Origin of the sequence: Acidovorax soli (genome assembly GCF_900107605.1) — a bacterium.
In the GTDB taxonomy this organism is placed as follows: Bacteria; Pseudomonadota; Gammaproteobacteria; order Burkholderiales; family Burkholderiaceae_C; genus Acidovorax; species Acidovorax soli.
Genome location: NZ_FNQJ01000001.1, coordinates 352,052 through 373,014, shown reverse-complemented (window position 1 = coordinate 373,014; position 20,963 = coordinate 352,052). Strand labels below are relative to the sequence as shown.

At 54.4% G+C, this 20,963-nt stretch carries 19 protein-coding genes; 9 read left to right on the top strand and 10 right to left on the bottom strand.

What is annotated here, in order from left to right; genetic code table 11:
* Positions 1 to 6: 6 nt before the first annotated feature.
* A complete protein-coding gene (locus BLW02_RS01720) occupies positions 7 to 2,691 on the bottom strand; it encodes a DotA/TraY family protein (RefSeq protein ID WP_092696748.1) in 2,685 nt (894 codons plus the stop codon).
* Positions 2,692 to 3,110: 419 nt separating this feature from the next.
* Positions 3,111 to 3,446 carry a hypothetical protein gene (locus tag BLW02_RS19560; protein ID WP_139285317.1) on the bottom strand — a complete coding sequence of 112 codons (336 nt, stop codon included), beginning with the start codon at positions 3,444 to 3,446 and terminating at the stop codon, positions 3,111 to 3,113.
* 788 nt (positions 3,447 to 4,234) lie between these two features.
* Here BLW02_RS19560 and BLW02_RS19555 point away from each other — a divergent pair.
* The 3 genes from BLW02_RS19555 to BLW02_RS01705 all read left to right on the top strand — a co-directional run bounded on the left by BLW02_RS19555 (position 4,235) and on the right by BLW02_RS01705 (position 6,586).
* Positions 4,235 to 4,525, top strand: coding sequence for a hypothetical protein (locus BLW02_RS19555; protein WP_139285316.1), 291 nt, complete (start codon positions 4,235 to 4,237; stop codon positions 4,523 to 4,525).
* Positions 4,526 to 4,853: 328 nt separating this feature from the next.
* On the top strand, positions 4,854 to 5,252 hold the full coding sequence (locus BLW02_RS01710) for a plasmid mobilization protein (protein WP_159433759.1): 399 nt from the start codon (positions 4,854 to 4,856) through the stop codon (positions 5,250 to 5,252).
* Positions 5,249 to 6,586, top strand: coding sequence for a relaxase/mobilization nuclease domain-containing protein (locus tag BLW02_RS01705; protein WP_092696709.1), 1,338 nt, complete (start codon positions 5,249 to 5,251; stop codon positions 6,584 to 6,586). Before BLW02_RS01710 ends, BLW02_RS01705 begins: the two co-directional genes overlap by 4 nt.
* 98 nt (positions 6,587 to 6,684) lie before the next feature.
* Here the strand turns inward: BLW02_RS01705 and BLW02_RS19550 are convergent, their stop codons facing one another.
* Entirely contained in the window at positions 6,685 to 7,089 is a 405-nt protein-coding gene (locus BLW02_RS19550; RefSeq protein ID WP_139285315.1) for a hypothetical protein, read from the bottom strand.
* 250 nt (positions 7,090 to 7,339) lie between these two features.
* On the opposite strand from BLW02_RS19550, the gene BLW02_RS01700 reads away from it, so the two are divergent.
* The 4 genes from BLW02_RS01700 (at position 7,340) to upp (ending at position 11,697) form a co-directional block, all read left to right on the top strand.
* Positions 7,340 to 8,866, top strand: coding sequence for a helicase HerA-like C-terminal domain-containing protein (locus tag BLW02_RS01700; RefSeq protein ID WP_092696708.1), 1,527 nt, complete (start codon positions 7,340 to 7,342; stop codon positions 8,864 to 8,866).
* Positions 8,867 to 9,047: 181 nt separating this feature from the next.
* Positions 9,048 to 9,890, top strand: coding sequence for an enoyl-CoA hydratase-related protein (locus BLW02_RS01695; protein WP_092696707.1), 843 nt, complete (start codon positions 9,048 to 9,050; stop codon positions 9,888 to 9,890).
* Positions 9,891 to 10,035: 145 nt separating this feature from the next.
* Positions 10,036 to 11,022, top strand: coding sequence for a threo-3-hydroxy-L-aspartate ammonia-lyase (locus BLW02_RS01690; RefSeq protein ID WP_208859672.1), 987 nt, complete (start codon positions 10,036 to 10,038; stop codon positions 11,020 to 11,022).
* Between the two features lie 45 nt (positions 11,023 to 11,067).
* Positions 11,068 to 11,697 (top strand): uracil phosphoribosyltransferase, encoded by a 630-nt coding sequence (upp, locus tag BLW02_RS01685; RefSeq protein WP_092696706.1) that lies wholly within the window; start codon positions 11,068 to 11,070, stop codon positions 11,695 to 11,697.
* Between the two features lie 98 nt (positions 11,698 to 11,795).
* On the opposite strand, the gene BLW02_RS01680 is transcribed toward upp, so the two are convergent.
* A complete protein-coding gene (locus tag BLW02_RS01680) occupies positions 11,796 to 13,514 on the bottom strand; it encodes a nitrite reductase (protein ID WP_092696705.1) in 1,719 nt (572 codons plus the stop codon).
* A 212-nt stretch (positions 13,515 to 13,726) separates the two neighbouring features.
* Between BLW02_RS01680 and BLW02_RS01675 the strand changes: the two genes are divergently transcribed.
* A complete protein-coding gene (locus tag BLW02_RS01675) occupies positions 13,727 to 14,065 on the top strand; it encodes a TonB-dependent receptor (protein WP_092696704.1) in 339 nt (112 codons plus the stop codon).
* A gap of 110 nt (positions 14,066 to 14,175) precedes the next feature.
* Here BLW02_RS01675 and BLW02_RS01670 read toward each other — a convergent pair whose 3' ends face one another.
* From BLW02_RS01670 to BLW02_RS01645, 6 genes are all read right to left on the bottom strand, one after another.
* On the bottom strand, positions 14,176 to 15,336 hold the full coding sequence (locus tag BLW02_RS01670; RefSeq protein WP_244273589.1) for a GGDEF domain-containing protein: 1,161 nt from the start codon (positions 15,334 to 15,336) through the stop codon (positions 14,176 to 14,178).
* Positions 15,337 to 15,623: 287 nt separating this feature from the next.
* Positions 15,624 to 16,910, bottom strand: a complete 1,287-nt coding sequence (locus BLW02_RS01665) for a hypothetical protein (RefSeq protein ID WP_092696702.1) — start codon at positions 16,908 to 16,910, stop codon at positions 15,624 to 15,626.
* Positions 16,911 to 17,022: 112 nt separating this feature from the next.
* Positions 17,023 to 17,772, bottom strand: coding sequence for a hypothetical protein (locus BLW02_RS01660; RefSeq protein WP_092696701.1), 750 nt, complete (start codon positions 17,770 to 17,772; stop codon positions 17,023 to 17,025).
* A gap of 21 nt (positions 17,773 to 17,793) precedes the next feature.
* Entirely contained in the window at positions 17,794 to 18,363 is a 570-nt protein-coding gene (locus tag BLW02_RS01655) for a hypothetical protein (RefSeq protein ID WP_092696700.1), read from the bottom strand.
* On the bottom strand, positions 18,360 to 18,644 hold the full coding sequence (locus BLW02_RS01650) for a DnaJ domain-containing protein (protein WP_026436069.1): 285 nt from the start codon (positions 18,642 to 18,644) through the stop codon (positions 18,360 to 18,362). Before BLW02_RS01650 ends, BLW02_RS01655 begins: the two co-directional genes overlap by 4 nt.
* Before the next feature lie 62 nt (positions 18,645 to 18,706).
* On the bottom strand, positions 18,707 to 19,420 hold the full coding sequence (locus tag BLW02_RS01645; protein WP_092696699.1) for a YebC/PmpR family DNA-binding transcriptional regulator: 714 nt from the start codon (positions 19,418 to 19,420) through the stop codon (positions 18,707 to 18,709).
* Positions 19,421 to 19,707: 287 nt separating this feature from the next.
* Here BLW02_RS01645 and BLW02_RS01640 point away from each other — a divergent pair, with 287 nt between their 5' ends.
* Positions 19,708 to 20,937: a nucleoside recognition domain-containing protein gene (locus BLW02_RS01640; protein ID WP_092696698.1), complete on the top strand. Its 1,230-nt coding sequence runs from the start codon at positions 19,708 to 19,710 to the stop codon at positions 20,935 to 20,937.
* Positions 20,938 to 20,963: the final 26 nt, after the last annotated feature.

The following is a 20,963-nucleotide window of genomic DNA, read 5'->3' as shown; positions in this document are numbered from 1 at the left end:
TTTTTATTAATCATCTACCTTAGGAGGCTGAATAGTATTTTGCTCTTGAACTTCATTCTTAACTGGTGAATCCATTTCGTTATATTTTGCAGAAACTGATTTAAGCGACTTACCAATACTTCCACCGCTTTCACCGTGTTCAGCAATCACATCATTAATAAAACTGGACATTTTTTCTTTTGCTGTGCTTTCATCACCACCTGATGTTTGCATAAATTTATTTAGCTTATTGTTAAGTGCTGAAGTTATTCCAGCATATTCAGGGCTATTGTGACTACCAGAACCACCACCAGTGAACTTATCAATTAATTGACTTGCATTATCACCATACTTTGCATTGTTTGTATGCTCCAAGGCACCTTGAACAGCATCGTTAAATGATTCACCATTTTCAGAATTTTTTTCAAATTCTCTCAAAAATCTTGAACCATCTTCTGAGTTTGGACCACCTAAAGAATTAGCCAAAGAAGCAAGCTTGCCTCGCTGCATCTCTTGATTATGGCGACTTCCTGTATTTACATTATTCATTGCTTTATCGCTCAATCCTAATTGAGCCTGTGCTTGACTACCTTTCATTTTATTATCAAGATTTTTCATATTTTCTGACATTAATGCATTGCCAGCATAGTTAGCTGCATTACCCATAAACTGGAACTGTCTTGCACCTTCGCCACCCATTTGATGAGCAGTATCACCAAGTTTAGGACCACCACCACCGAACCAGTTCAACAACTCATCAGGAATAACGTGAATTAAAGCAAATGTTCTTTTAATAACCTCATACATTGCAAATCCATACATCATTGGAGCCACAATTAAACCAACAACTTTAATGAACATTCCAGATTCTGCTTGAGACATTGCAAAAATTCCAAAGAAAACCTTTGTTATTAATCCACCAAGAACATTCAATAGAACGAAAGCAGCGATCAATCCAAATATCATTAATACCGGTCTTAACATCAATGATAGAACCAATCTATATCCTTGAGCACCTGAACCAACCATATCGTCACCATTTGCTGTTAAGTGCATAACAGCCCACATTGGAGCAGCGATGATTGCTTCTACACACAAAATTAACCAACCAATTGTTGCACCAAGCCAAATCATATAAGGCATCATTGGTAATATGTAAGACAAAAATACACCTACAGCTAACATTGGTAGGAAAAACTTTTCATACATACCTTGAACAAAATCAACCACTGGACCAATAGCAACACCAGTGAATAAACTTTGAACCTTATCAGCAACCCAGGATAAAGAACTATTTTTCACCATAGACATTGCTAAAGAAGCAGCACCCGCAGCACCCAAAATACCCAACAACCAATTGCCAATTCTTTTAAGTGCAATTAGTGGATGCTCTCCATCATCTACAACCAATGCCTCAGTATGGTAAAGTTTATTCAAAATAGTATCAAAACCCCAATCATCATCTGAATTTGATTCAATATTTGAACCAAAACTTAATTTTTGTGGTGCTTTACTATCTGCCAAGGTTAGAGCCATATTATTATTATCAACATTCATAAAATCATTTAACAGATTGTTTGAGCCTAATTTTTGAGGACCGCTTGCAGTTCCAGTGTTAGTCATTGCTCTTTGTATCACATCGGTTAAATAAGCAATTTTCGTATAAAAAGCACCAGCCATAAACCAGCCATCAGCAGTTGCACTTGTACTTAATGTATTAAAATCATTTAGTTTCATTGCTTGATCAGCGGCCGCTTTCGCAATGGCATCATTATATTTCTTGATAGCTTGGTCAAGCTTTGAAGGATCAATTGGTGCCTTTCCTGTAACCAATGTACTCGCCAAAGCATTCATATCTGCATCTAATGCTTTAACAGCATCTTGATTGGCTTTAAGGACAGCCTCTTCTGCTTTTGAGGCTTCAGTCAAATTAAAAAATGATCCAATTTGTGTAATTCCATTAGCTGAACTCATTCCAGTTGTAGTTGTTGGAATATCTAAACGACCACAGGCATTTTCAGGTGTCCCATCGTAGCCACCGCCTTTAGGACCAAAATAATATGTTGTTCCTGGCTTATATGTATTACGCCTTGAAGCCCATTCCGTCGCCTCAGTCATAATTCCTAAAGGAAGAATCAACTCACCATCTTGATTTGCTTTGTTGATTGCGGCATTATATGAATGAACACACACATATGATTGAAATAGGTTATAGCCTAAGGTTGATCCGGCATTTGATGCCAATCCTTGTGTGGCTATAAGCTTAATGTTTTGAGTCGTTGCAAATTTATTCCAAACAGTATCAGCTAATCCAATACCTTGAACGATTACCCAACCTACTAAAGCTTGCATAATGCAGTAACCACCACCAATTACAGGAAGTATCAAAGCTGTTCCTAATGCAGTTCTAATAGGAACCCATACAGAAGAAAATTTCTTACCCAACATTTCTCCATCATGAGCAGTATTAACAGTTCCAGCGATGATTGTGTAAGCAACTAAAATACCCCCAACAATCAGACACGCACCATTAAAAACTAAAATTCCCTCTGCCATTGGATCTGAACCACCAGCACCAAAAGCACCAAGGCCACCAAATATTTGAGCTAACAACATCATTGATTTATCGCCTGAAACTGGCACAAATAAATCAGCAGCTTGTGCAAACTCTGGCACAAGCATACATAGTAAAACTAAAATTCTAAACAACATGATTTCTCCCTAAATTTATTCTTGTATGTCTATTAAGCATACAAATAAATTATTGGAAATCAAGAAAACAAGATAATTGCAAATCCAAAAAGAATGCACGCACCAATAAATAGTAGAAAAAATATGGAAAAATCCTGAATCTTTTGCACACACCAATCAAAGAGATCCCCAAAAGATTCAAGAATAAAATACACCGTTTCCTTTAAAGCCTGCCAATCACTCATACAAAGCCTCCAAAAGAAATGGGTCTGATTGCTCAGACCCATAACCATACAAGAATATAGGCGAAACCATTTAACCTACAAAATTAATCTATCAAAATATTTTGATAAGTCAAATAAGAAAAGCCAGCTTTCGCTGGCTATCTTTATATAAAATAAACAACGAAGAGCTTCTTTGGGAGAAAGCATCTTCAATAATTACTCTAACGATTTTTTCCTAAATGTCAATTCATCGAACACAATTGGTGGATTTCTTTTTTCTTGATGAAATAAAACAATTCCATTTGCTTGATCATTGAATCTTCTGTCCCCTTTTCTTTTGTGCAAAAGATTTACATTTCTGAAGCAGTAAATTCCAGCTACAGGAATGTTAACCCTCCAAACAAACTTGCCTTTTATTTCTTCATTAAGTTTAACAATATTTGCTTCTCCTATAACCTCACAATTCCTATCTATTAGATAAAACTCTGGTGGGTTGTTGGACAAACACAGAAATGAACAAACCTCTTGAGAATATGTTTTAATTTTTGACATATGCACTCGCCTTTTAGATTGAGTACATAAATATTTTAACTATGTCAATAATTTGCTATTGACAAATATAAATAAATCAGTAATATATTCACATCTGAGGTTGATTCAATTCAGTTTGACAACAAGCAGGAAAGCCAGCGCAAGCTGGCTTTTTTGTTTTCTGAATAAAACTTGACAAGCCAAAAATAATTTATTAGAAAATAATTAAGTGTTTTATGCGTCGATTGATTAAGAGTCAACCTCAGAGATTAATTCTTATTCTTTTCCCGATTGGAGCACCCGAACTACCAGAAAGCCGAAGTAGAAGGCGGGGAAAAAAACAAAACTGACTACCATAGTCCCCTTAAGCAAAACTGGATAAATGAGTTCTTAAAGCCAGAACAATGGGGAATTTAACAAACTGGCAACGAAGGCGAACGATGGACCGTGTTAAAGGGATACAAGAATCCTGAACCATCAACTAACGAAATCTTGTAATTAGTTAGACCCAAATGGGCTCTATCCACGAGCTAAAGGGAAATGCCCTAAACCACGCTACTAAGCGGGTTAGGGAAAGCTATAGGCTTTACCCTTTAAGCTCTATCCATTTGTACTGCCTTTAGGCAGTTTAAGATCAAATTAAAGATAAATTCAACTATCGAAGATCAGTACTTCCACGAGGAAGTACAAAAAACATAAGAATAGAACTGCCGTAGGCAGGTTTTATGTTAATAAAACAAAAAAGGACAGAGCGGCAAAAATTTGATTTTCTATTTCAATTTGGTAGATTTTGAAAAAGGAGATCAATTATGGCAAAAGGCAGACTTTATATTCAGTATTTCAACAAAAAAGATGGAACACCAAAAACTGAAGATGAACTTAGAGCAAAACAAATGGAGTCATTTTCAGTTCGTGATGGAGATCCATTATTCTTTATGGATTACGAATTTCCAAATGGATTGAAATACAGATTGGTTTTTCTTCACGACAACATCTCTATAACACGTATTTTTCCAGGTGATCCTAATGAGCGATACGCATTAACTAACTACGATGGATTTTTTAGGCTTGGAGATGATAGCAATGAAGAAAATATTTGACTGGATCTCTAACAACAAATTCGAAACATTTGAAATAATTTTTTGGGCTGTATTGTGGATTTTGGCACTTTATGAAAAATGACCGCCGCAAGGTGGTTTTTTTATTTCTGAATCTTGATTTTGAATTTTAATCTGTTTTAATAAATACACAGACCAACCAAAAACATTGAAAAATTAAATTCATAAGCAAGGGGACTCATTATTCCGTAGGAATAAATGAAATAGTTAAATGTGGGGTCCCCCCACTCCCCGTTACTATGCACGCATTTTTTTGTATGAAGTAACAGCTTTGCAGGTCCATAAAAACAAGAAGAAAGGAAGACCAAAAATGAACGAAAAGAAAAAAAGTGCTGGCCAATCTGGGAATGATGGCAATGAGGAATTACGAACAAAAAGAATCGAATTTAGTTTATCACCAACAGAATTTGAAAAAATTTCAAAATTTTATGCACAATCTCCACAAGGAACTTTTGCACAATTTTGTAGAGAAAAATTATTAACCAAGCCTGGCTCAGTCACCAGTAGTGCAGAAATTAATTCACAGCATGCCAGTTTAATTTACCAACTCAACAAGATTGGTTCAAACTTAAACCAGATAGCAAAAAAAATTAATACCCTTAAAACTGATTACCCAGAATTGGTTGATGAATTACGATGTGAGCTTTCAGAGTTAAAAAGAACAGCAAAAAATTTCCATTCAAAAAACTTGAGAGGAAATATAAAATGATTGTTCAATTTTTTAACCACGGCAAAGGTAAATCAAAATCAGCCATTGGCTATTTGTTGTCTGCCAAAGATTCAGAAGGAAAAATAAGGAATCCACCACCAGAAATTTTTTATGGTGATAAAAAGTTAACTGCCAACCTTATAGACAACAATCCAAATGAGTTTAAATACACATCTGGTGTTATAGCTTTTCGTGACAATGAAAAGCCTACAACTGCACAGCTTAAGCAAATCGTTAAAGCATTTTATGAAGCTTTTGCTCCAGGTCTTGGACCTGACAGAGTAAATATGTTTATTGTTAAACATCAAGACAAAGGAAATGTTGAATTACATTTCTTGGTTCCAAGGCTTGATACAAAAACAATGAAGAGTTTTAATATTTCTCCACCAGGCAAGAAATCACAACAATTAGCCAATGATTTTCAAGCAATTTGGAATGATAAACTTGGATTTTCTCAAGTTATTGAAGATCCCCTTAAAGCAGTTTTTTCTCAATTTGACAAAAAAGTTCCTGCTGGCTCAACAAGCAAAAAAATTAAGGAACGTGTAAGTCAATCTATTTCAAAGGCCATAAGAAATGGAACATTGAAGAGCAGAGATGATTTCACAAATTTTCTTGAAAGTAGAGGTTGTGAGATCACCAGAAAAGGAAAGGATTACATTTCAGTAAAATTTCCAGGTGAAAAAAAGGCTATCAAATTTAAAGGACCTGCATTCTCTGCAAATACTGATTATCAAGCTTTGGCTCAAACTGCAAACCAACAGATGAACAATACTGTTCTTGATCCAATTCAAAAAATAAAGATTTTAAATAGAATGGAAGAATCAGTTCAGCAGAGATTGATTTTCAATAAAAGTAGATACACACCCAAAAAAAGAAGACCTGATCCTAATAAAAATCTACTCAAAAGAAGAGTGCCTAAAATCAAGACAAATCCACAGATCAGCAATTTAATTGATATTAGTAGCCAACCAATAGCTAACAACTCAAATTCTGTTGAAAAAGGAATTTCTTTCCAAGATGCAATTAAAGCAACCAGCGGAGCTAAAGGATCGCAGAATGCGAAAAGCCCCGTTTCCGAAAGGAAAACGAGTTCTGGTGCAGTTCAAGGCGTAGCTAAATCATTAGGCAGTCTGCAAATGCAGATTGATTCAGCACAAGCTGATTTAGCTAATGCTCAAACTTTGGAAGATAGAATTAAAGCTGAAGCAAAATTAAATTCTTTAATTTTGCAGAAAAACAAGCTTTTAGCTGAACTTGAACAAGCCAGAATTGCAGAACTTAACCAGGAACAGACACCAGGTCACACACCACGAAGAAGGCCCAGACCTTGACACTACAGAACGGCCATAGAGCCGTTTTTTTGTGCTGGTTGATACCTACCCATACCCAACCACAGAAAAATGCTGTAAAGCTGTTTTTGAGCTACTGGTTACAGTTTGGTGAAGGTGCTCTCTTCTGAACTGTGCTTTAGTTCGTCAAAAAGAATGGATTTCCTGATAATGGAAACCACTTGATCATGGTGGAAGGCCCACCAATTTTTTTCCAGAAGTCCTTTTTTGGATTTCTTTTCAGTTCTGGATATTTTTACAGGAAAAGAAGCAATTTCCTGCTTTGCATGTTGAGTGGCAAGGCCAGCAAGATATTTTGCAAGTTCATAGATGGACACTTTTACACGGTTTCCAATCTTCTGAACTGCTATGGGGAACTTCCCCTCACTTCTCAAGTTGGCTTGCTGTCCTACAGATATGCCGATGACTTCCACCAAATCAGCAGGATCAAGTAGCACTTTTGGACCAAACTGGGCCCGTAGATCAGCGAGTATGAGATCGAACATAAAAACACACCAAAAACACAGTTGGCCTCTGATCTACCCTGATTTTGGCTGATCGTTGTAAAAACGCAACTTGGAAAAACACAGTAAAATCAACAACTTACACGCCTGGACGTACTCGAATTATTCTGTTATGGTACATCGTGGTTAGGCCCATTTGCTGTGTCCTGCCACGGGAAGTCCTTTGGTATTGATTTAATCTAGTGGCCGCGATTTTACTTTTGCCCGTCACCGATCTCCGAGGAAACCCTAAATGGCCGAACCCCTGCTGATTGCCAAACACGGCACGATTGAATGCCACCTGCTGCCCGGCCTGGCCAACCGCCACGGGCTCATCACCGGTGCCACCGGCACCGGCAAGACCGTCACCCTGCAGACCCTGGCCGAGAACTTTTCGCGCATCGGCGTGCCCGTTTTCATGGCCGACGTGAAGGGCGACCTCACGGGCGTCAGCCAGAGCGGAAAGATCGGCGACAAGCTGGCCGCCACCCTGAAGGATCGCGGGCTGGAACTGCCCACTTCCCAGTCCTGCCCCACCACGCTGTGGGACGTGTTCGGCGAACAGGGTCACCCGGTGCGCGCCACCATCTCCGACATGGGGCCGCTGCTGCTGGGACGCATGCTCAACCTCAACGAGACCCAGCTCGGCGTGCTCAACCTGGTCTTCAAGATCGCCGACGACAGCGGCATGCTGCTGCTGGACCTGAAGGACCTGCGCGCCATGCTGCAGTACGTGGGCGACAACGCCAAGGAGTTCACCACCGAGTACGGCAACGTCAGCGCCGCCAGCGTGGGCGCCATCCAGCGCGGGCTGCTGCAGATCGAGCAGCAAGGCGGCGACAAGTTCTTTGGCGAACCCATGCTCGACATCCAGGACTTCATGCAGACCGACACCAACGGCCACGGGGTGGTGAACATCCTGGCCGCCGACAAGCTCATGAACTCGCCGCGTCTTTACGCGACCTTCCTGCTGTGGATGCTCTCGGAGCTGTTCGAGACGCTGCCCGAGATTGGTGACCCCGAGAAGCCCAAGCTGGTTTTCTTCTTCGACGAGGCCCACCTGCTGTTCAACGAGGCGCCCAAGGTGCTCATCGAGCGGATCGAGCTGGTGGTGCGCCTGGTGCGCTCCAAGGGCGTGGGCGTGTACTTCGTCACGCAGAACCCGCTGGACATCCCCGACAGCGTGCTCGCCCAGCTGGGCAACCGCGTGCAGCACGCGCTGCGCGCCTTCACCCCCCGCGACCAGAAGGCCGTGAAGGCCACGGCCACCACCATGCGCCAGAAGCCGGGCCTGGACATCGAAACCGCCATCACCGAGCTGGCCGTGGGTGAGGCGCTGGTGAGCTTTCTGGACGCCAAGGGCCGCCCCAGCGTGACCGAACGCGTTTTCGTGCTGCCGCCCGGCAGCCAGCTCGGCCCCATCACGCCGCAGCAGCGCCAGGCGTTGATGGCCAGCTCGCTGGTAGCCGGGGTGTACGAAAAGGTGGTGGACCGTGAATCGGCCTATGAAAAACTCAAGGGCCGCACTGCCGAAGGGAGCGAGCAGGCGGGCGGGGGCAATGGCAAGGCCGCCAACGGGGCACCTGCCGAAGAAGGCGGCGGCCTGATGGGCGGGCTCAACGACGTGCTGTTTGGCAGCACGGGGCCACGCGGCGGCAAGCGCGACGGGCTGGCACAGACCATGGCCAAGTCGGCGGTTCGCACCATGGGCACCTCGCTGGGCAGGGAAATCCTGCGCGGCGTGCTGGGCGGCATCTTCGGGGGCAGCAAGCGGCGTTGATGCGGCAGGCAGCCCGGGCGCTGCGGCGCTCTGGCACTCTGGCACTCTGGCACTCTGGCACAGCACATTACTCCTGTTTTCATAGCTTCCAGCGCCTTATTCAAAAGCACCAACGGCATATTCATGGGAAGTCACCCACGCGACGGTGTGCAGTAGCGCCGCAGGCCTACATTCCTCGTCCATGAACACCCTCACCTGTTTTTCCCTGAGCACCATCGACCATGTGGCCCATCTGGTACTGAACAGACCAGAGGCCATGAACACCATGCACCCCGCCTTCTGGCGCGAGCTCGATGGGGTGTTGGCCCAACTGCACCAGGCGGGCGCGGCGCGGGCGCTGGTCATCAGCAGCACCGGCAAGCATTTCAGCGCGGGCATGGCGCTCGAAACCTTCGGCGGCGCCATTGCCATGGACGACCAGAGCCCCGAGGGCCGCGCCGCCATCTTCGACCTGCTCACCGACATGCAGGCCACCTTCACCCGCATCGAGAGCCTGCGCATCCCCGTGATCATGGCCATCCACGGCGGCTGCATCGGCGGTGCGGTGGACATGGTCACGGCGGGCTGCATCCGCTACGCCACGCAGGATGCGTTCTTCTGCATCCAGGAGATCAACATCGGCATGGTGGCCGACGTGGGCACGCTGCAGCGCCTGCCCAAGCTGATCCCGCTGGGCGTCGTCAAGGAACTGGCCTACACCGGCCGCCGCCTGGGCGCGCAAAAAGCCCTGGCTTACGGCCTGGTCAACGAAGTGTTCGACACGCAGGACACCATGCTGGCCGCCGCCCTGCAATGCGCGCGCGAGATCGCCAGCAAGCCCCCCGTGGCCATCTGGGGCACCAAGCAGGCGGTGAACTACGCCCGCGACCATTCCGTGGAGGACAGCCTGCGCCAGATGGGCTGGCTGCAGGGCGCCATCTGGAGCAACCAGCATGTGCGCGAATCGGTCACGGCCATGAAGCAAAAACGGGCGGGCGACTTCCCGGCGCTGGCCCCGCTACAGCGCTTCAGCGAACAGGCCTGAGCCCAGATTCATCAAAATAGATAGCTACCAGCGCTTACGGGACAAGCGCTATAAGGCTTTTTTGCTTAAAACAGCATCGCAACGGGCTATGATGCGGCAGCGTGGTTGCCGCTTCCCAGCGCCGCGCCTGCCCAAGGACGCCGCCATGACCCAGACACCCGTTTCCGTGCCCATGTCTGTGCCCACCTACGCCGACGTGGCCGATGCAGCGCATCGCCTGCATGGCATGGCGCACCGCACGCCAGTGCTGCGCTCGACCACCGCCGATGAGCGGCTGGGCGCGCAGCTGTTCTTCAAGTGCGAAAACCTGCAGCGCACGGGCGCCTTCAAGTTTCGAGGGGCCTTCAACACCCTGGCCCAGTTCACCGATGAGCAGCGCAAGGGCGGTGTGCTGGCTTTTTCGGCCGGCAACCATGCCCAGGCCATCGCCATTTCGGCCCGGCTGCTGGACATGCCCGCCGTGATCGTCATGCCCGAAGATGCCCCCGCCGCCAAGATGGCCGCCACACGCAGGTATGGCGCACAGGTCATCACCTACAACCGCTACACCGAAGACCGCGAGGCCATCAGTCGGCGCTTGGCGCAGGAGCGCGGCATGACGCTGGTGCCGCCCTATGACCACCCGCACGTCATCGCGGGCCAGGGCACCGCCGCCAAGGAGCTGCTGGAAGAAGTGCCCCACCTCGACTACCTCTTCGTCTGCGTGGGTGGCGGCGGCCTGCTGGCGGGCAGCCTGCTGGCCGCCGAGGCACTGGCGCCGCACTGCCGCGTGGTGGGCGTGGAGCCCGAGACAGGCAACGACGGGCAACAGTCCTACCGCGCGGGCCATATCGTGCGGATCGCCACGCCCCACACCATTGCCGACGGTGCACAAACCCAGGCGCTGGGCCAGCTCACCTTCCCCATCATCCAGCGCCTGGCTGACGACATGGTCACCGCCACCGACGAACAACTGGTGCAGGCCCTGCGTTTTTTTGCCGAACGCATGAAGATCGTGGTCGAACCCACCGGGGCCCTCGCCTTTGCCGGCGCAGGAAACGGCAGCGTGGACGTGCGCGGCGCCCGGGTTGGCATCGTGATCAGCGGCGGCAACGTCGATATGGCGCGCTATTCGCGCTTTCTGGCAGACTGACCTGTTTTACCGATCCTCCATAACCATAAAAAAAGGCCCATCCCCATGAGCAACGTCACCGTCATCACCCATCCCCTGGTCCAGCACAAGCTCACGCTGATGCGCAAGAAGGAAGCCAGCACCAACAGCTTTCGCCGCCTGCTGGGCGAACTCTCCACGCTGATGGCCTATGAAGTCACGCGCGACATGCCGTTGCAGGACGTGCAGATCGAAACCCCCCTGGAGACCATGACCGGCAAGGTCATCGATGGCAAGAAGCTGGTGCTGGTGTCCATTCTGCGCGCCGGCAACGGCTTTCTGGACGGCATGCTCAACGTGGTGCCCGGTGCCCGCGTGGGCCACATCGGCCTGTACCGCGACCCGACCACGCTGCAGCCCGTGGAGTACTACTTCAAGATGCCGTCCGAGATGGAAGAACGCGACATCATCGTGGTGGACCCCATGCTGGCCACCGGCAATTCGGCTGCTGCCGCCGTGGAGCGCCTGAAGAAGCTCCACCCCCGCTCCATCAAGTTCGTGTGCCTGCTGGCCGCGCCCGAAGGCATTGCCACGCTGCAAAAAGCCCACCCCGACGTGCAGATCTTCACCGCCGCCATCGACCGGGAACTGAGCGACCATGGCTATATCCTGCCCGGCCTGGGCGATGCGGGCGACCGCATTTTTGGCACCAAGTAGTCCACCAGCTCCATAAAAAACCGCCCAACCTTGCGGCAGGGCGGTTTTTTTGTGGTCACCGCCGCGAGGCCCAGGGGCTTCGTAGCGGCGCTTTCACTTCAGTACACGTCGTGCTGCGTGTTGTTGACGTTGAAGTGACCGGTAGGCGTGATCAGACGTGGGTCTTTGATGACCTTCTTGAGTTTGAGCGTTTTGTCGTCCACCACCACCATGGCGCTGATCTTGTCCTTGGCACTCCACACCGAGAACCAGACTTCATCGCCGGCCTTGTTGAATTCAGGCTGCACAACGCGCTTGGCGCCATCGTCCTTGATGTCGGCCCACTCGGCGATCGGCAGCGTGACATAGCCCTTGTCCAGGTTCTTGATGTCGTACACCACCACCGATTGCGAGACCTTCGGATCGGGGTTCAGAGGTGCATCCGAATACAGGTGGTTGGACTTGGGGTGGCTCTTGATGAACAGAGCGCCGCCGCCAGGCCCCTTGAGCTTGGCCACTTCCTTGAAGGCATATTGCTTGTACTTCTTGGGGTCGGTACCGATCAGCGAGATCGTTTCGTCACCCAGGTGGCCGGTAGCCCACACAGGACCGTATTTCGGATGGTTGAAGTTCGCACCACGGCCGGGGTGGGGAATCTTGCCCACATCGACGACGGCCGCAAGCTTGCTGTCCTTGAGGTCGAACACCGAAATCTTGTTGCTGTTGTTGGCAGCCACCATGAAGTAGCGCTTGGTGGCGTCCAGGCCGCCATCATGCAGGAAAGGTGCCGAACCAATTTCGGTCAACTTCAGTGCGTTCAGGTCGGAGTAGTCCACCATCAGGGTCTTGCCGGTCTCCTTGACGTTCACGACAAACTCGGGCTTGAAGTGGCTGCCCACGATGGAGGCCACGCGCGGCTCGGGGTGGTATTCCTGCGTGCCCACCACGTTGCCACGGGTGGAGACGATCTTCAGGGGTTCCAGCGTGTCGCCATCCATGATGACGAACTGCGGCGGCCAGTAGGTGCCGGCAATCGCGTACTTGTCTTCGAAGCCCTTGAACTTGCTGCTTTCGACCGAGCGCGCTTCCAGGCCGGTGCGGATTTCAGCCACCGTGTCGGGTTTTTCCATCCACAGGTCGATCATGTTGACCTTGGCGTCACGGCCGATCACGAACAGGTAGCGGCCCGAAGCCGACATGCGCGAGATATGCACCGCGTAGCCGGTCTTGATGATGCTGATGATTTCCTTGGTATCGCCATCGATCAGCGCGATCTCGCCCGCATCGCGCAGGGTGGTCGAGAAGATGTTGGTGATGTTGTAGTTGTTCATCTTCTTCTTCGGACGCTTGTCCGCAGGAATGACGACCTTCCACGTTTTCTTCATGTCCGCCAGGCCGAATTCTGGTGGAACAGGGGGATCCTGCTGGACGTAGCGGGCCATCAGGTCCACGTCGGCCTCGGTCATTTCGCCCGAGGTCTGCCAGTTGGGCATGCCTGCGGGCGAGCCGTAGGCAATGAACACCTTGAGGTAGTCCGTGCCTTTGGCAAGCGTGATGTCAGGCGTCAGCGGCTTGCCGGTGGCACCCTTGCGCAGCACGCCGTGGCAGCCAGCGCAACGCTCAAAGTAGATCTGGCGGGCTCGGTCGAACTCGGCCTGCGTCATCTTGGGCGCTTTGGGATTCGAGCTTTGGTACATGGCCACATCGGCCAGAGGTGAAGTACCTGCCTGGTAATTCACCTCGGGGGCCGATGCGCCCTCCTTGTGTTGTGCCGCAGCGGCCAGAGCCAGAGTGGACAGTGCCAGGGCCGCAAGGCGCGCCAGCTTTCGGGTTGTCATGGGAACTCCTTTTTTTCACAGCCCATACGCTCATTCCATCCTGCAGGATCGCCCGCCGAGGGCTGCGACGATATGGTTTCGGCAGACATGGCGGCCATTCTTCGACGGGTGTCCTGGGCCCACTTTGATACGCGTCAAACAACCATTTAACTTGCATCATTCACCCCGAGACACACCAATAATCCAACAACGGATACAAGAAACCAACACCCATGAAGGTCAGCCTGGGCGTGCTTTACGACACGGCCGCCTGGGGCCTGCGCGCCGAGCTGCGCTACCACGGCGCCAAAAAGGCCAGCGACATTGACAGTGCCTCGGTCGTCAAGGCGCCCGACACGCAGTTCACCATCGGGCAGGCCACCACGCTCGACCTCTCGGCCCAGTGGCGTCTGCGCAAGGATCTGCGGCCCAACGTTGCCGTGCACAAACTCACCAACCGCAAATACCGGCTCTGGCCCGACGTGTACGGCCTGGCAGCCGCCAGCACCGTGAACGACGCCTACACCCAGCCTGGCCGCAGCCTGCACGCATCGCGGGTCATGGACTTCTGAAGCATCCAGGATGCACAGAGCGCCCGCCCCAGGGCACCAGCCATCCCGGCGATGGCGCCCTCGGGGTTGCCGGCCAGCGTTGCCCGCCCGTGATCAACCCACGCATGCTCTCAAAGAGCCCTTGCTTCCACCCTGTTGCGCCCATGCTCCTTGGCCAGGTACATGGCCTCGTCCGCGCGCTGCAAAAGGGCGTCTGAAGAATCGCCAGGCAGGTATTGCGTAGCCCCGATGCTCACCGTCAAGCCAATGGGGCCACGCTCGGTGAGCACAGGCTGGCTGGCCACCATGGCACGCAGGCGCTCGGCCACGGCACGGGTGCCCTCGCTGCCGGCGTTGGGCAGAAAAATGGCAAACTCCTCGCCACCCAGCCGGCCCATCACGTCCTCCTTGCGCAGGCAGCCGGTGGCCAGGCGGACAAAGTGGCGCAGCACGTCGTCGCCAGTTTTGTGCCCCCAGGTGTCGTTGACCTTTTTGAAATGGTCCAGATCCATCGCCAGCACGGAAAGACCGGACGGCGTGCGCCGTGTGCTGCTGATGGCCTTGTCCAGCAGCGTGAGGAACGCACGCCGGTTGAACACATTGGTCAGCGGGTCCATCTCGGCCAGATGGCGCAGCTCGCTGGTAATGTATTCATTGGTGAGCATCAGCGTGCCAAATGCCATCATCACCAAGGCCAAAGTGGCTTCCAGCACCACGAACTGCGACAGCAGCGCCACCATGCCGGTGCCAGCACCCCCACCCCCTTCGGGCGTGGCCAGCCTGAACAGCAGCGGACGCAAGAACAGGAAAAGCCCATGCAGGCCCGCCACGAGGGCAAACAGATAGCGTGCCGGCACATTTCGAAAGCCACCCCGCGCCAGGGTGTGGCCGGTCAGCAAAAAGCACACGCCAGAAACCGATCCCGCCAACGCAAACCGGATTCCCAGGTGTGGCTGCACCACCGTGAAATACACCGCCAGCGCCGTCACGGCAGCGATGACCATCACCACATACCCATGCGGCAAGGGGTGCCGCCCCATGTAGGCACGGCTTGCCAGAAGGCAGAGGTAGGCGGCCACGGAGATGGACGCCTGCGTCAGCACCACTGACAGCACCTCCGGCGTGTGATCGCGCACCAGCAAAATGGCGCAAAACACCGACGCACTCAGAAAAGACAGCGTCCACAACCGCAAGCCTGGAATGCCCTTGTTGAAATGCCACACGGCATAAAGCACCGTGGTGACCAGCGCCGCGAGGATGCCTGCGACGATAACGAGCGTGGGACTGTGCACGGAGGATGGGAAAGGCTGAGGACTGTGCGCGCAACGGCCTGAGGAATCCGCCGTGTGTTGCGAACCGGCGGGAAAAGCACGCCAGAAAATTCGCATGCAATTGTATGCACACCCCGATGGCTCAGAAGATGTGCATGAGCGCTACGTGCCCGAGCGGGTGGCACCCACGTGCGCCATCAAGGCGCACCGCACCGCCATAGCGCGGGCGATGGCGCGCATGAGTCACGCGCACCACAACAGCAGGCGCCAGCCCCCGTCAAGCGCCCGGGTCGCTCCGGCACGCAGAGTCACCCCGCCACATGGCACTCGCGGCGCAGCAAGGCCAGCGCGTCGTGCATCTGGTAATCCATGTCGCTGCCCAGCGTCTTGGCCGATTCCTGCACAAAGCTGTTCCACAGGTCGATGTAGTCGGACTGGTGAGCACCTGGCGCATGGCTGCGGATGAACGCGGTGGCCAGCTCGGGCTGCAGGCCGCTCTTGCGGATCCTGCGCACCAGGCTGGCAGCGGTTTTTTCGGTCAGCAAGGTCTTTTTGGGAGCGCCTGCTGCCACGCACAGGAACAGCGTCAGCAGCGAATGTTCGTCTTCGTTGCCCTGGGTGGTCTTCATCCATGTCTTGCTGGCGGGCTGGGGCGGCTCGCCGCCCTCTTGCAGCGCATCCAGGCTGCGGTGGTACCGGTCCACCTCGGCCAGCGGGTCGTCCAGCAGAAAATACCGGGCACGAAATACGCCGGTGGGGCGCAGCAGCGCACGCAGCGGCGCAGCCGAATCGAGCAGCTTGGCCAGGTCGGCCAGCACGGCTGCGCACTGCGCCTGCATCAGCGCGCGCAGATCCGCAGGCACGCCAGCGGGCAGCTGCAGCTGCGTGGGTGCTGCCCGCTTTTTCTTGCGCTGCGCCGTCACCAGTTTCTCCAGGGCCACGGCGCTGGGCCACTCGCCCAGGTGCATGGCTTTGGGCGCCAGGGCCTGCATGAGCAGGCCGGTGCGGATGACGGCCTCGGCATCGGCACCAGCGGCCTCCAGCTCGTCGGTATCCAGGTCGTATTGCTCGGCCAGCCACTGGGCGGCACCGATGGCGCTGGCAATCTGGCTGCGGCGGGCCAGCTCGGCCCGGTAATCGGCATGGCTGCGCAGCGACCACAGCGCCAGCAGCGGCGTTTGGGCATCGGCATAACCCGCCATGCCGAAATTGCTGCTCTCGGGCAGAGCGATCAGGCGCTTGAGCATGTCGGAGCCGCCCTTGGAGCGCGACAGGAACGAGTGGTCGCGCAGCGAGATGGCGGCTTGGGTCAGATCACCGCCCGTGGTTTCCAGCAAATACAGGCTGATGAGGTTGACCATGCGGTCGCGGGCCTTTTCCAGCTCGGGCCGCAGAAACTCGCTGCCGAAATAGCGTGCGATCTGCACCATGCCCTTGGGCGCATCAGTGCAAATGGCATCAAGACGGGCGGCATCCAGGATGCCGTGCTGCACGCCATGCACCAGCGCTTTTTCAAAGAACGGGCGGGCGTCGTGCAGTTGCAGAGCATTGGTTGCGGCAGGCAGATCAGTGTTGGGTGTGTCAGGCAATGTCATTCAGTTTTCCATCGCGCTGCGCGTCATCGCGGCGTCACAAAACTGGCACGGACCAGGCCAGGGCCGCCGCGCAAGGGCCGCCCCGCCGCGCTGGCGCCTCAGGAGATACATACTAAATCGCGGATTCTTCGTCAGATGTGCGCGCTGCGGGGGTGGCCTTGCCGCGGTCGGTGTCGCTGGTCTCGAACTTGCCGTCGTCGTCCTCGGCGGGCTCGTCGCCCTCTTCCAGGCCCATGTCATGGGCACGGGCCTTGGCGCGCAGCACCAGCAAGGTTTCGATAAAGAGATCACGGCATTCATAGCGCAGCAGCCAGGCCAGCTGCATCCAGTCGCGGTCGGCCACTTCGTCCTGGTCGATGCGGGGCTGCACGTAGCCGGAAGCCAGCAGTTCGTCATCGGTCAGGGTGAGCCCGTAATCTTCGGTGGCGTCGAAGGTGCCGGTGCGGGCAAAAGCCTCGATGCGGCTCCATTTTTCGGCAAAGTAGTTGGCCAGGGCCTCGGCGCCGCCTTCCAGGTCGCCAATGGCGGTCAAGAACTCCACCGGGTCGGCATCGTCCCGAAAGATGACGGCGTTGACCATGTTGCGCAGGTGCGTGTGGGTCAGGTCCTTGTATTGCTTTTCCAGCACCATGGCGCGCGCAAACTGCTCGGGCGTGACCAGCAGGTTGACGACCGACGCCTTGGAGTCGTCGTATTCGCGCATCACGGCCAGCACGTCTTTCGGTGCCAGCTGGTCCAGCACGACCATCAGGGCGTTGTCGCCTTCGGTATCGGCCAGCTCGGCCAGCGCCGATTCGGCACCCACGATGTCGCCCGCGGCAATCAGGCTGGTGGTTTTGGTGATGAGGGCCAGGTGGTTCATGGGCGGAAAATCTCGGTCTTGTCAGTCTTTGCGGTCAAAGCCGGCCTCGGCCAGCCAGTGGGCGCTGGCCTCTTCGCGGGTGCGGCTGTTGTGCGGGTCGGCGGCGTCGTCGGCGCTGAGGGCGTTGTAGTCATCGTCGTGCTCGGCGGCCTCTTCGTCGCCATCGTGCCCGGCCTCGCCCTGCGCCGGTGCCGGGGCCAGGCGCGCATGCTGGTGCAGATACTCCAGCGCCGCCGCCACGACCATGAAGACCGGGCCACCGGGCTCGCGCAGCACGGTTTGAGCCAGGCTGGCGGCCCAGGGTTCCAGCGCAACGGCGCCCGTCAGCGCCCCCCACTCGGGCAGCTTGTCCGCACCCTGGCCGAGCCAATGCTCCATCACCGCTGGCTTGGCAAAACGGAAACCCTGGTGAAAAGCCACCGCCACCATCTCGGGGGCCAGTTCCATCATCTTCACCAGGAAGCCGATTTCGGAGCGCTTTTCGGCCAGCCGCTTGCGCAGCACATCCTTGCCCTCCGAATCCGAAACCAGGTCATCCAGCTCGGCCTGGTAGGCCGAACGCAAGTCATAAAAGTAAGGGGATAGTTTCACGAAGGAAGAATGCTCTTGAAATAGGTTTGCCAGATCTCTTGTGCGGTCTGCAGCGGGTCGTCCAGCAGGTTGCGGCGGCGGTTGTCGTCGTAGGCCTGGCGGGCCTCGTCGTCCGCCAGCACCTCGTAGGCTTTTTGCACGGCCTGGAAGCGCTGTGCGGCATCGGGTGCGTCGTTCCGGTCGGGGTGATAGAACGATGCCTTCTGGCGAAAAGCCTTCTTGATGTCGGACAGCGACGCGTTGGCGCCCAGCCCGAGGGCTGCGTAATGGTCAGCGGTCATGGAATGGTTGCCAAAAAAACAAAAGCCCAGCGCGGGCCGGGGTGGTGGCCAGCCCCGGGCGATCAGCTGCCCAGGCTCACAAAGACGTTCTGCACGTCGTCGTTGGCGTCAATGGCGGCCAGAAAGCTTTCCACCTCTTCCAGCTGCTCTGGTGTCAGGTTGGCGGGGTTCACCGGATTCTTGGGCTTGTAGCCCAGCTTGGCCGACAGCACGGTGAAGCCGTGCGCCGGCAGCGCACGGCTGACCAGGTCGAGTTCAGCGGGGTCGGTCCAGAAGGTGGTCGTGCCAGCCTCATCGCCCGCTTCGCAGTCTTGCGCACCAGCCTCGATCGCGGCTTCTTCGGGGTCGGCACCGGCAACCGCAGGCTCGGCTTCGATCATGCCGACATGGTCGAAGTCCCAGGCCACCGAACCCGATGTGCCCAGCTGGCCCTTGCGAAACAGCACGCGCATTTCGGGCGCCGTACGTTTCACGTTGTCGGTCAGGCACTCGACCATCACGGCCACCTGGTGGGGGGCGTAGCCTTCGTAGATCACATGCTCGAAATGAACGGCCTCACTGCCAATGCCGGCGCCCTTTTTAATGGCGCGCTCCAGCGTGTCCTTGGGCATGGAGACCTTGCGGGCCTGCTCGACCACGAGGCGCAGGCGCGAGTTGCCAGCCGGGTCGGCCCCGCCGCGCGCAGCCACCATGATTTCCTTGGCCAGTTTTCCAAACAGCTTGCCTCTGGCATCTGCAACCTGTGCCTTGCCTTTTGCTTTCCATTGCGCGCCCATGGCGGATGTTCCTTGGTGTTGTGGCGCTCGATGAACCGGTTCAATGGATCCATGGCGCCTGGTTTTTGTCGTGGGGCGAATGCGTGCTGGTTTTTTCAACCAAAACCGGGCACGCAACCGAACCCTGTAGATTACCACCCGGCGATTTACCCTGTCCGTTGCGCGTTTGCAGGCAACAATGCGGGTTAACCTATCCATGGCCGGGTTCGCCACCCAGGTGGGCGTGGCGATCAGGACGGCTGCGAGCCGGCCCCACAACGCATTACGGCCCACACGGAGTTTTTTCCTTGCTCAACATCCTCTGGCTGGGGTTTTTTGTCACCGCGGCAGTTGCCGCCCTGGCCCAATGGCTGGTCGGCGGGCATGCCCAGATTTTTGCGGCCATGGTCGAGGCCCTGTTTGCCATGGCCAGGCTGTCGGTCGAGGTGATGGTGTTGCTGTTTGGCACGCTCACCCTGTGGCTGGGCTTTTTACGCATTGCCGAAAAGGCGGGCATCGTCAACGCCCTGGCGCGCTGGCTGGCGCCGCTGTTTGCGCGGCTGATGCCCGGCGTGCCGCGCGGCCACCCGGCCCTGGGCCTGATGACACTGAACTTTGCCGCCAACGCGCTGGGGCTGGACAACGCCGCCACGCCCATGGGCCTGAAAGCCATGCACGCGCTGCAGGAGCTGAACCCCCAGCCCGACACCGCCACGAATGCGCAAATCCTGTTCCTGGTGCTCAACGCCTCATCACTCACGCTGCTGCCGGTGACCATCTTCATGTACCGCATGCAGCAGGGCGCACCCGACCCGACGCTGGTGTTCCTGCCCATCCTGCTGGCCACGTCGGCATCCACGCTGGTGGGGCTGCTCAGCGTGGCCGTGGTGCAGCGCCTGCCGCTGTTCAGCCCGGTGGTGCTGGCCTACCTGCTGCCGCTGGCGCTGGCGCTGGCAGGCTTCATGGCGCTGCTGGCCACGCTGTCGGCGGCAGCCCTGGCGCAGTTGTCGTCGTTGCTGGGCAACCTCACGCTGTTTGCCCTGGTCGTGCTCTTTGTGGTGGTGGGCGCCTGGCGCAAGGTGGCCGTCTATGAAGCCTTCATCGAAGGCGCCCGCGAGGGCTTCGAAGTGGCCAAGGGCCTGCTGCCCTACCTGGTGGCCATGCTGTGCGCGGTGGGGGTATTCCGCGCCTCGGGCGCCCTCGCCTATGTGCTCGACGCCATCCGCTGGTGCGTGCAGTTGCTGGGCGTGGATGCGCGCTTCGTCGATGCCCTGCCTACGGCGCTGGTCAAGCCGTTTTCGGGCAGCGCGGCGCGCGCCATGCTCATCGAAACCATGCAGAGCCAGGGCGTGGACAGCTTCGCCGCGCTGGTGGCCGCCACCATCCAGGGCAGCACCGAAACCACGTTTTATGTGCTGGCGGTGTACTTCGGGGCGGTGGGCATCCAGCGCGCCCGCCATGCGGTGGCCTGCGCGCTGCTGGCGGAGCTGGCAGGCGTCGTGGCGGCCATTGGGGTGTGCTACCGGTTTTTTGACTGAATTTCAAGCCAAACTGGCTACCAGCG

Excerpts from the sequence above, each read along its gene's own strand:
- BLW02_RS19550 (WP_139285315.1), bottom strand. The coding sequence starts at position 7,089 with ATGTTCGATCTCATACTCGCTGATCTACGGGCCCAGTTTGGTCCAAAA.
- BLW02_RS01645 (WP_092696699.1), bottom strand. The coding sequence starts at position 19,420 with ATGGGCGCGCAATGGAAAGCAAAAGGCAAGGCACAGGTTGCAGATGCC.
- BLW02_RS01675 (WP_092696704.1), top strand. The coding sequence starts at position 13,727 with ATGAAGGTCAGCCTGGGCGTGCTTTACGACACGGCCGCCTGGGGCCTG.
- BLW02_RS01720 (WP_092696748.1), bottom strand. The coding sequence starts at position 2,691 with ATGTTGTTTAGAATTTTAGTTTTACTATGTATGCTTGTGCCAGAGTTT.
- BLW02_RS01690 (WP_208859672.1), top strand. The coding sequence starts at position 10,036 with ATGACCCAGACACCCGTTTCCGTGCCCATGTCTGTGCCCACCTACGCC.
- BLW02_RS01705 (WP_092696709.1), top strand. The coding sequence starts at position 5,249 with ATGATTGTTCAATTTTTTAACCACGGCAAAGGTAAATCAAAATCAGCC.
- BLW02_RS01665 (WP_092696702.1), bottom strand. The coding sequence starts at position 16,910 with ATGACATTGCCTGACACACCCAACACTGATCTGCCTGCCGCAACCAAT.
- upp (WP_092696706.1), top strand. The coding sequence starts at position 11,068 with ATGAGCAACGTCACCGTCATCACCCATCCCCTGGTCCAGCACAAGCTC.
- BLW02_RS19560 (WP_139285317.1), bottom strand. The coding sequence starts at position 3,446 with ATGTCAAAAATTAAAACATATTCTCAAGAGGTTTGTTCATTTCTGTGT.
- BLW02_RS01710 (WP_159433759.1), top strand. The coding sequence starts at position 4,854 with ATGAACGAAAAGAAAAAAAGTGCTGGCCAATCTGGGAATGATGGCAAT.
- BLW02_RS19555 (WP_139285316.1), top strand. The coding sequence starts at position 4,235 with ATGGCAAAAGGCAGACTTTATATTCAGTATTTCAACAAAAAAGATGGA.
- BLW02_RS01695 (WP_092696707.1), top strand. The coding sequence starts at position 9,048 with ATGAACACCCTCACCTGTTTTTCCCTGAGCACCATCGACCATGTGGCC.
- BLW02_RS01650 (WP_026436069.1), bottom strand. The coding sequence starts at position 18,644 with ATGACCGCTGACCATTACGCAGCCCTCGGGCTGGGCGCCAACGCGTCG.
- BLW02_RS01680 (WP_092696705.1), bottom strand. The coding sequence starts at position 13,514 with ATGACAACCCGAAAGCTGGCGCGCCTTGCGGCCCTGGCACTGTCCACT.
- BLW02_RS01700 (WP_092696708.1), top strand. The coding sequence starts at position 7,340 with ATGGCCGAACCCCTGCTGATTGCCAAACACGGCACGATTGAATGCCAC.
- BLW02_RS01660 (WP_092696701.1), bottom strand. The coding sequence starts at position 17,772 with ATGAACCACCTGGCCCTCATCACCAAAACCACCAGCCTGATTGCCGCG.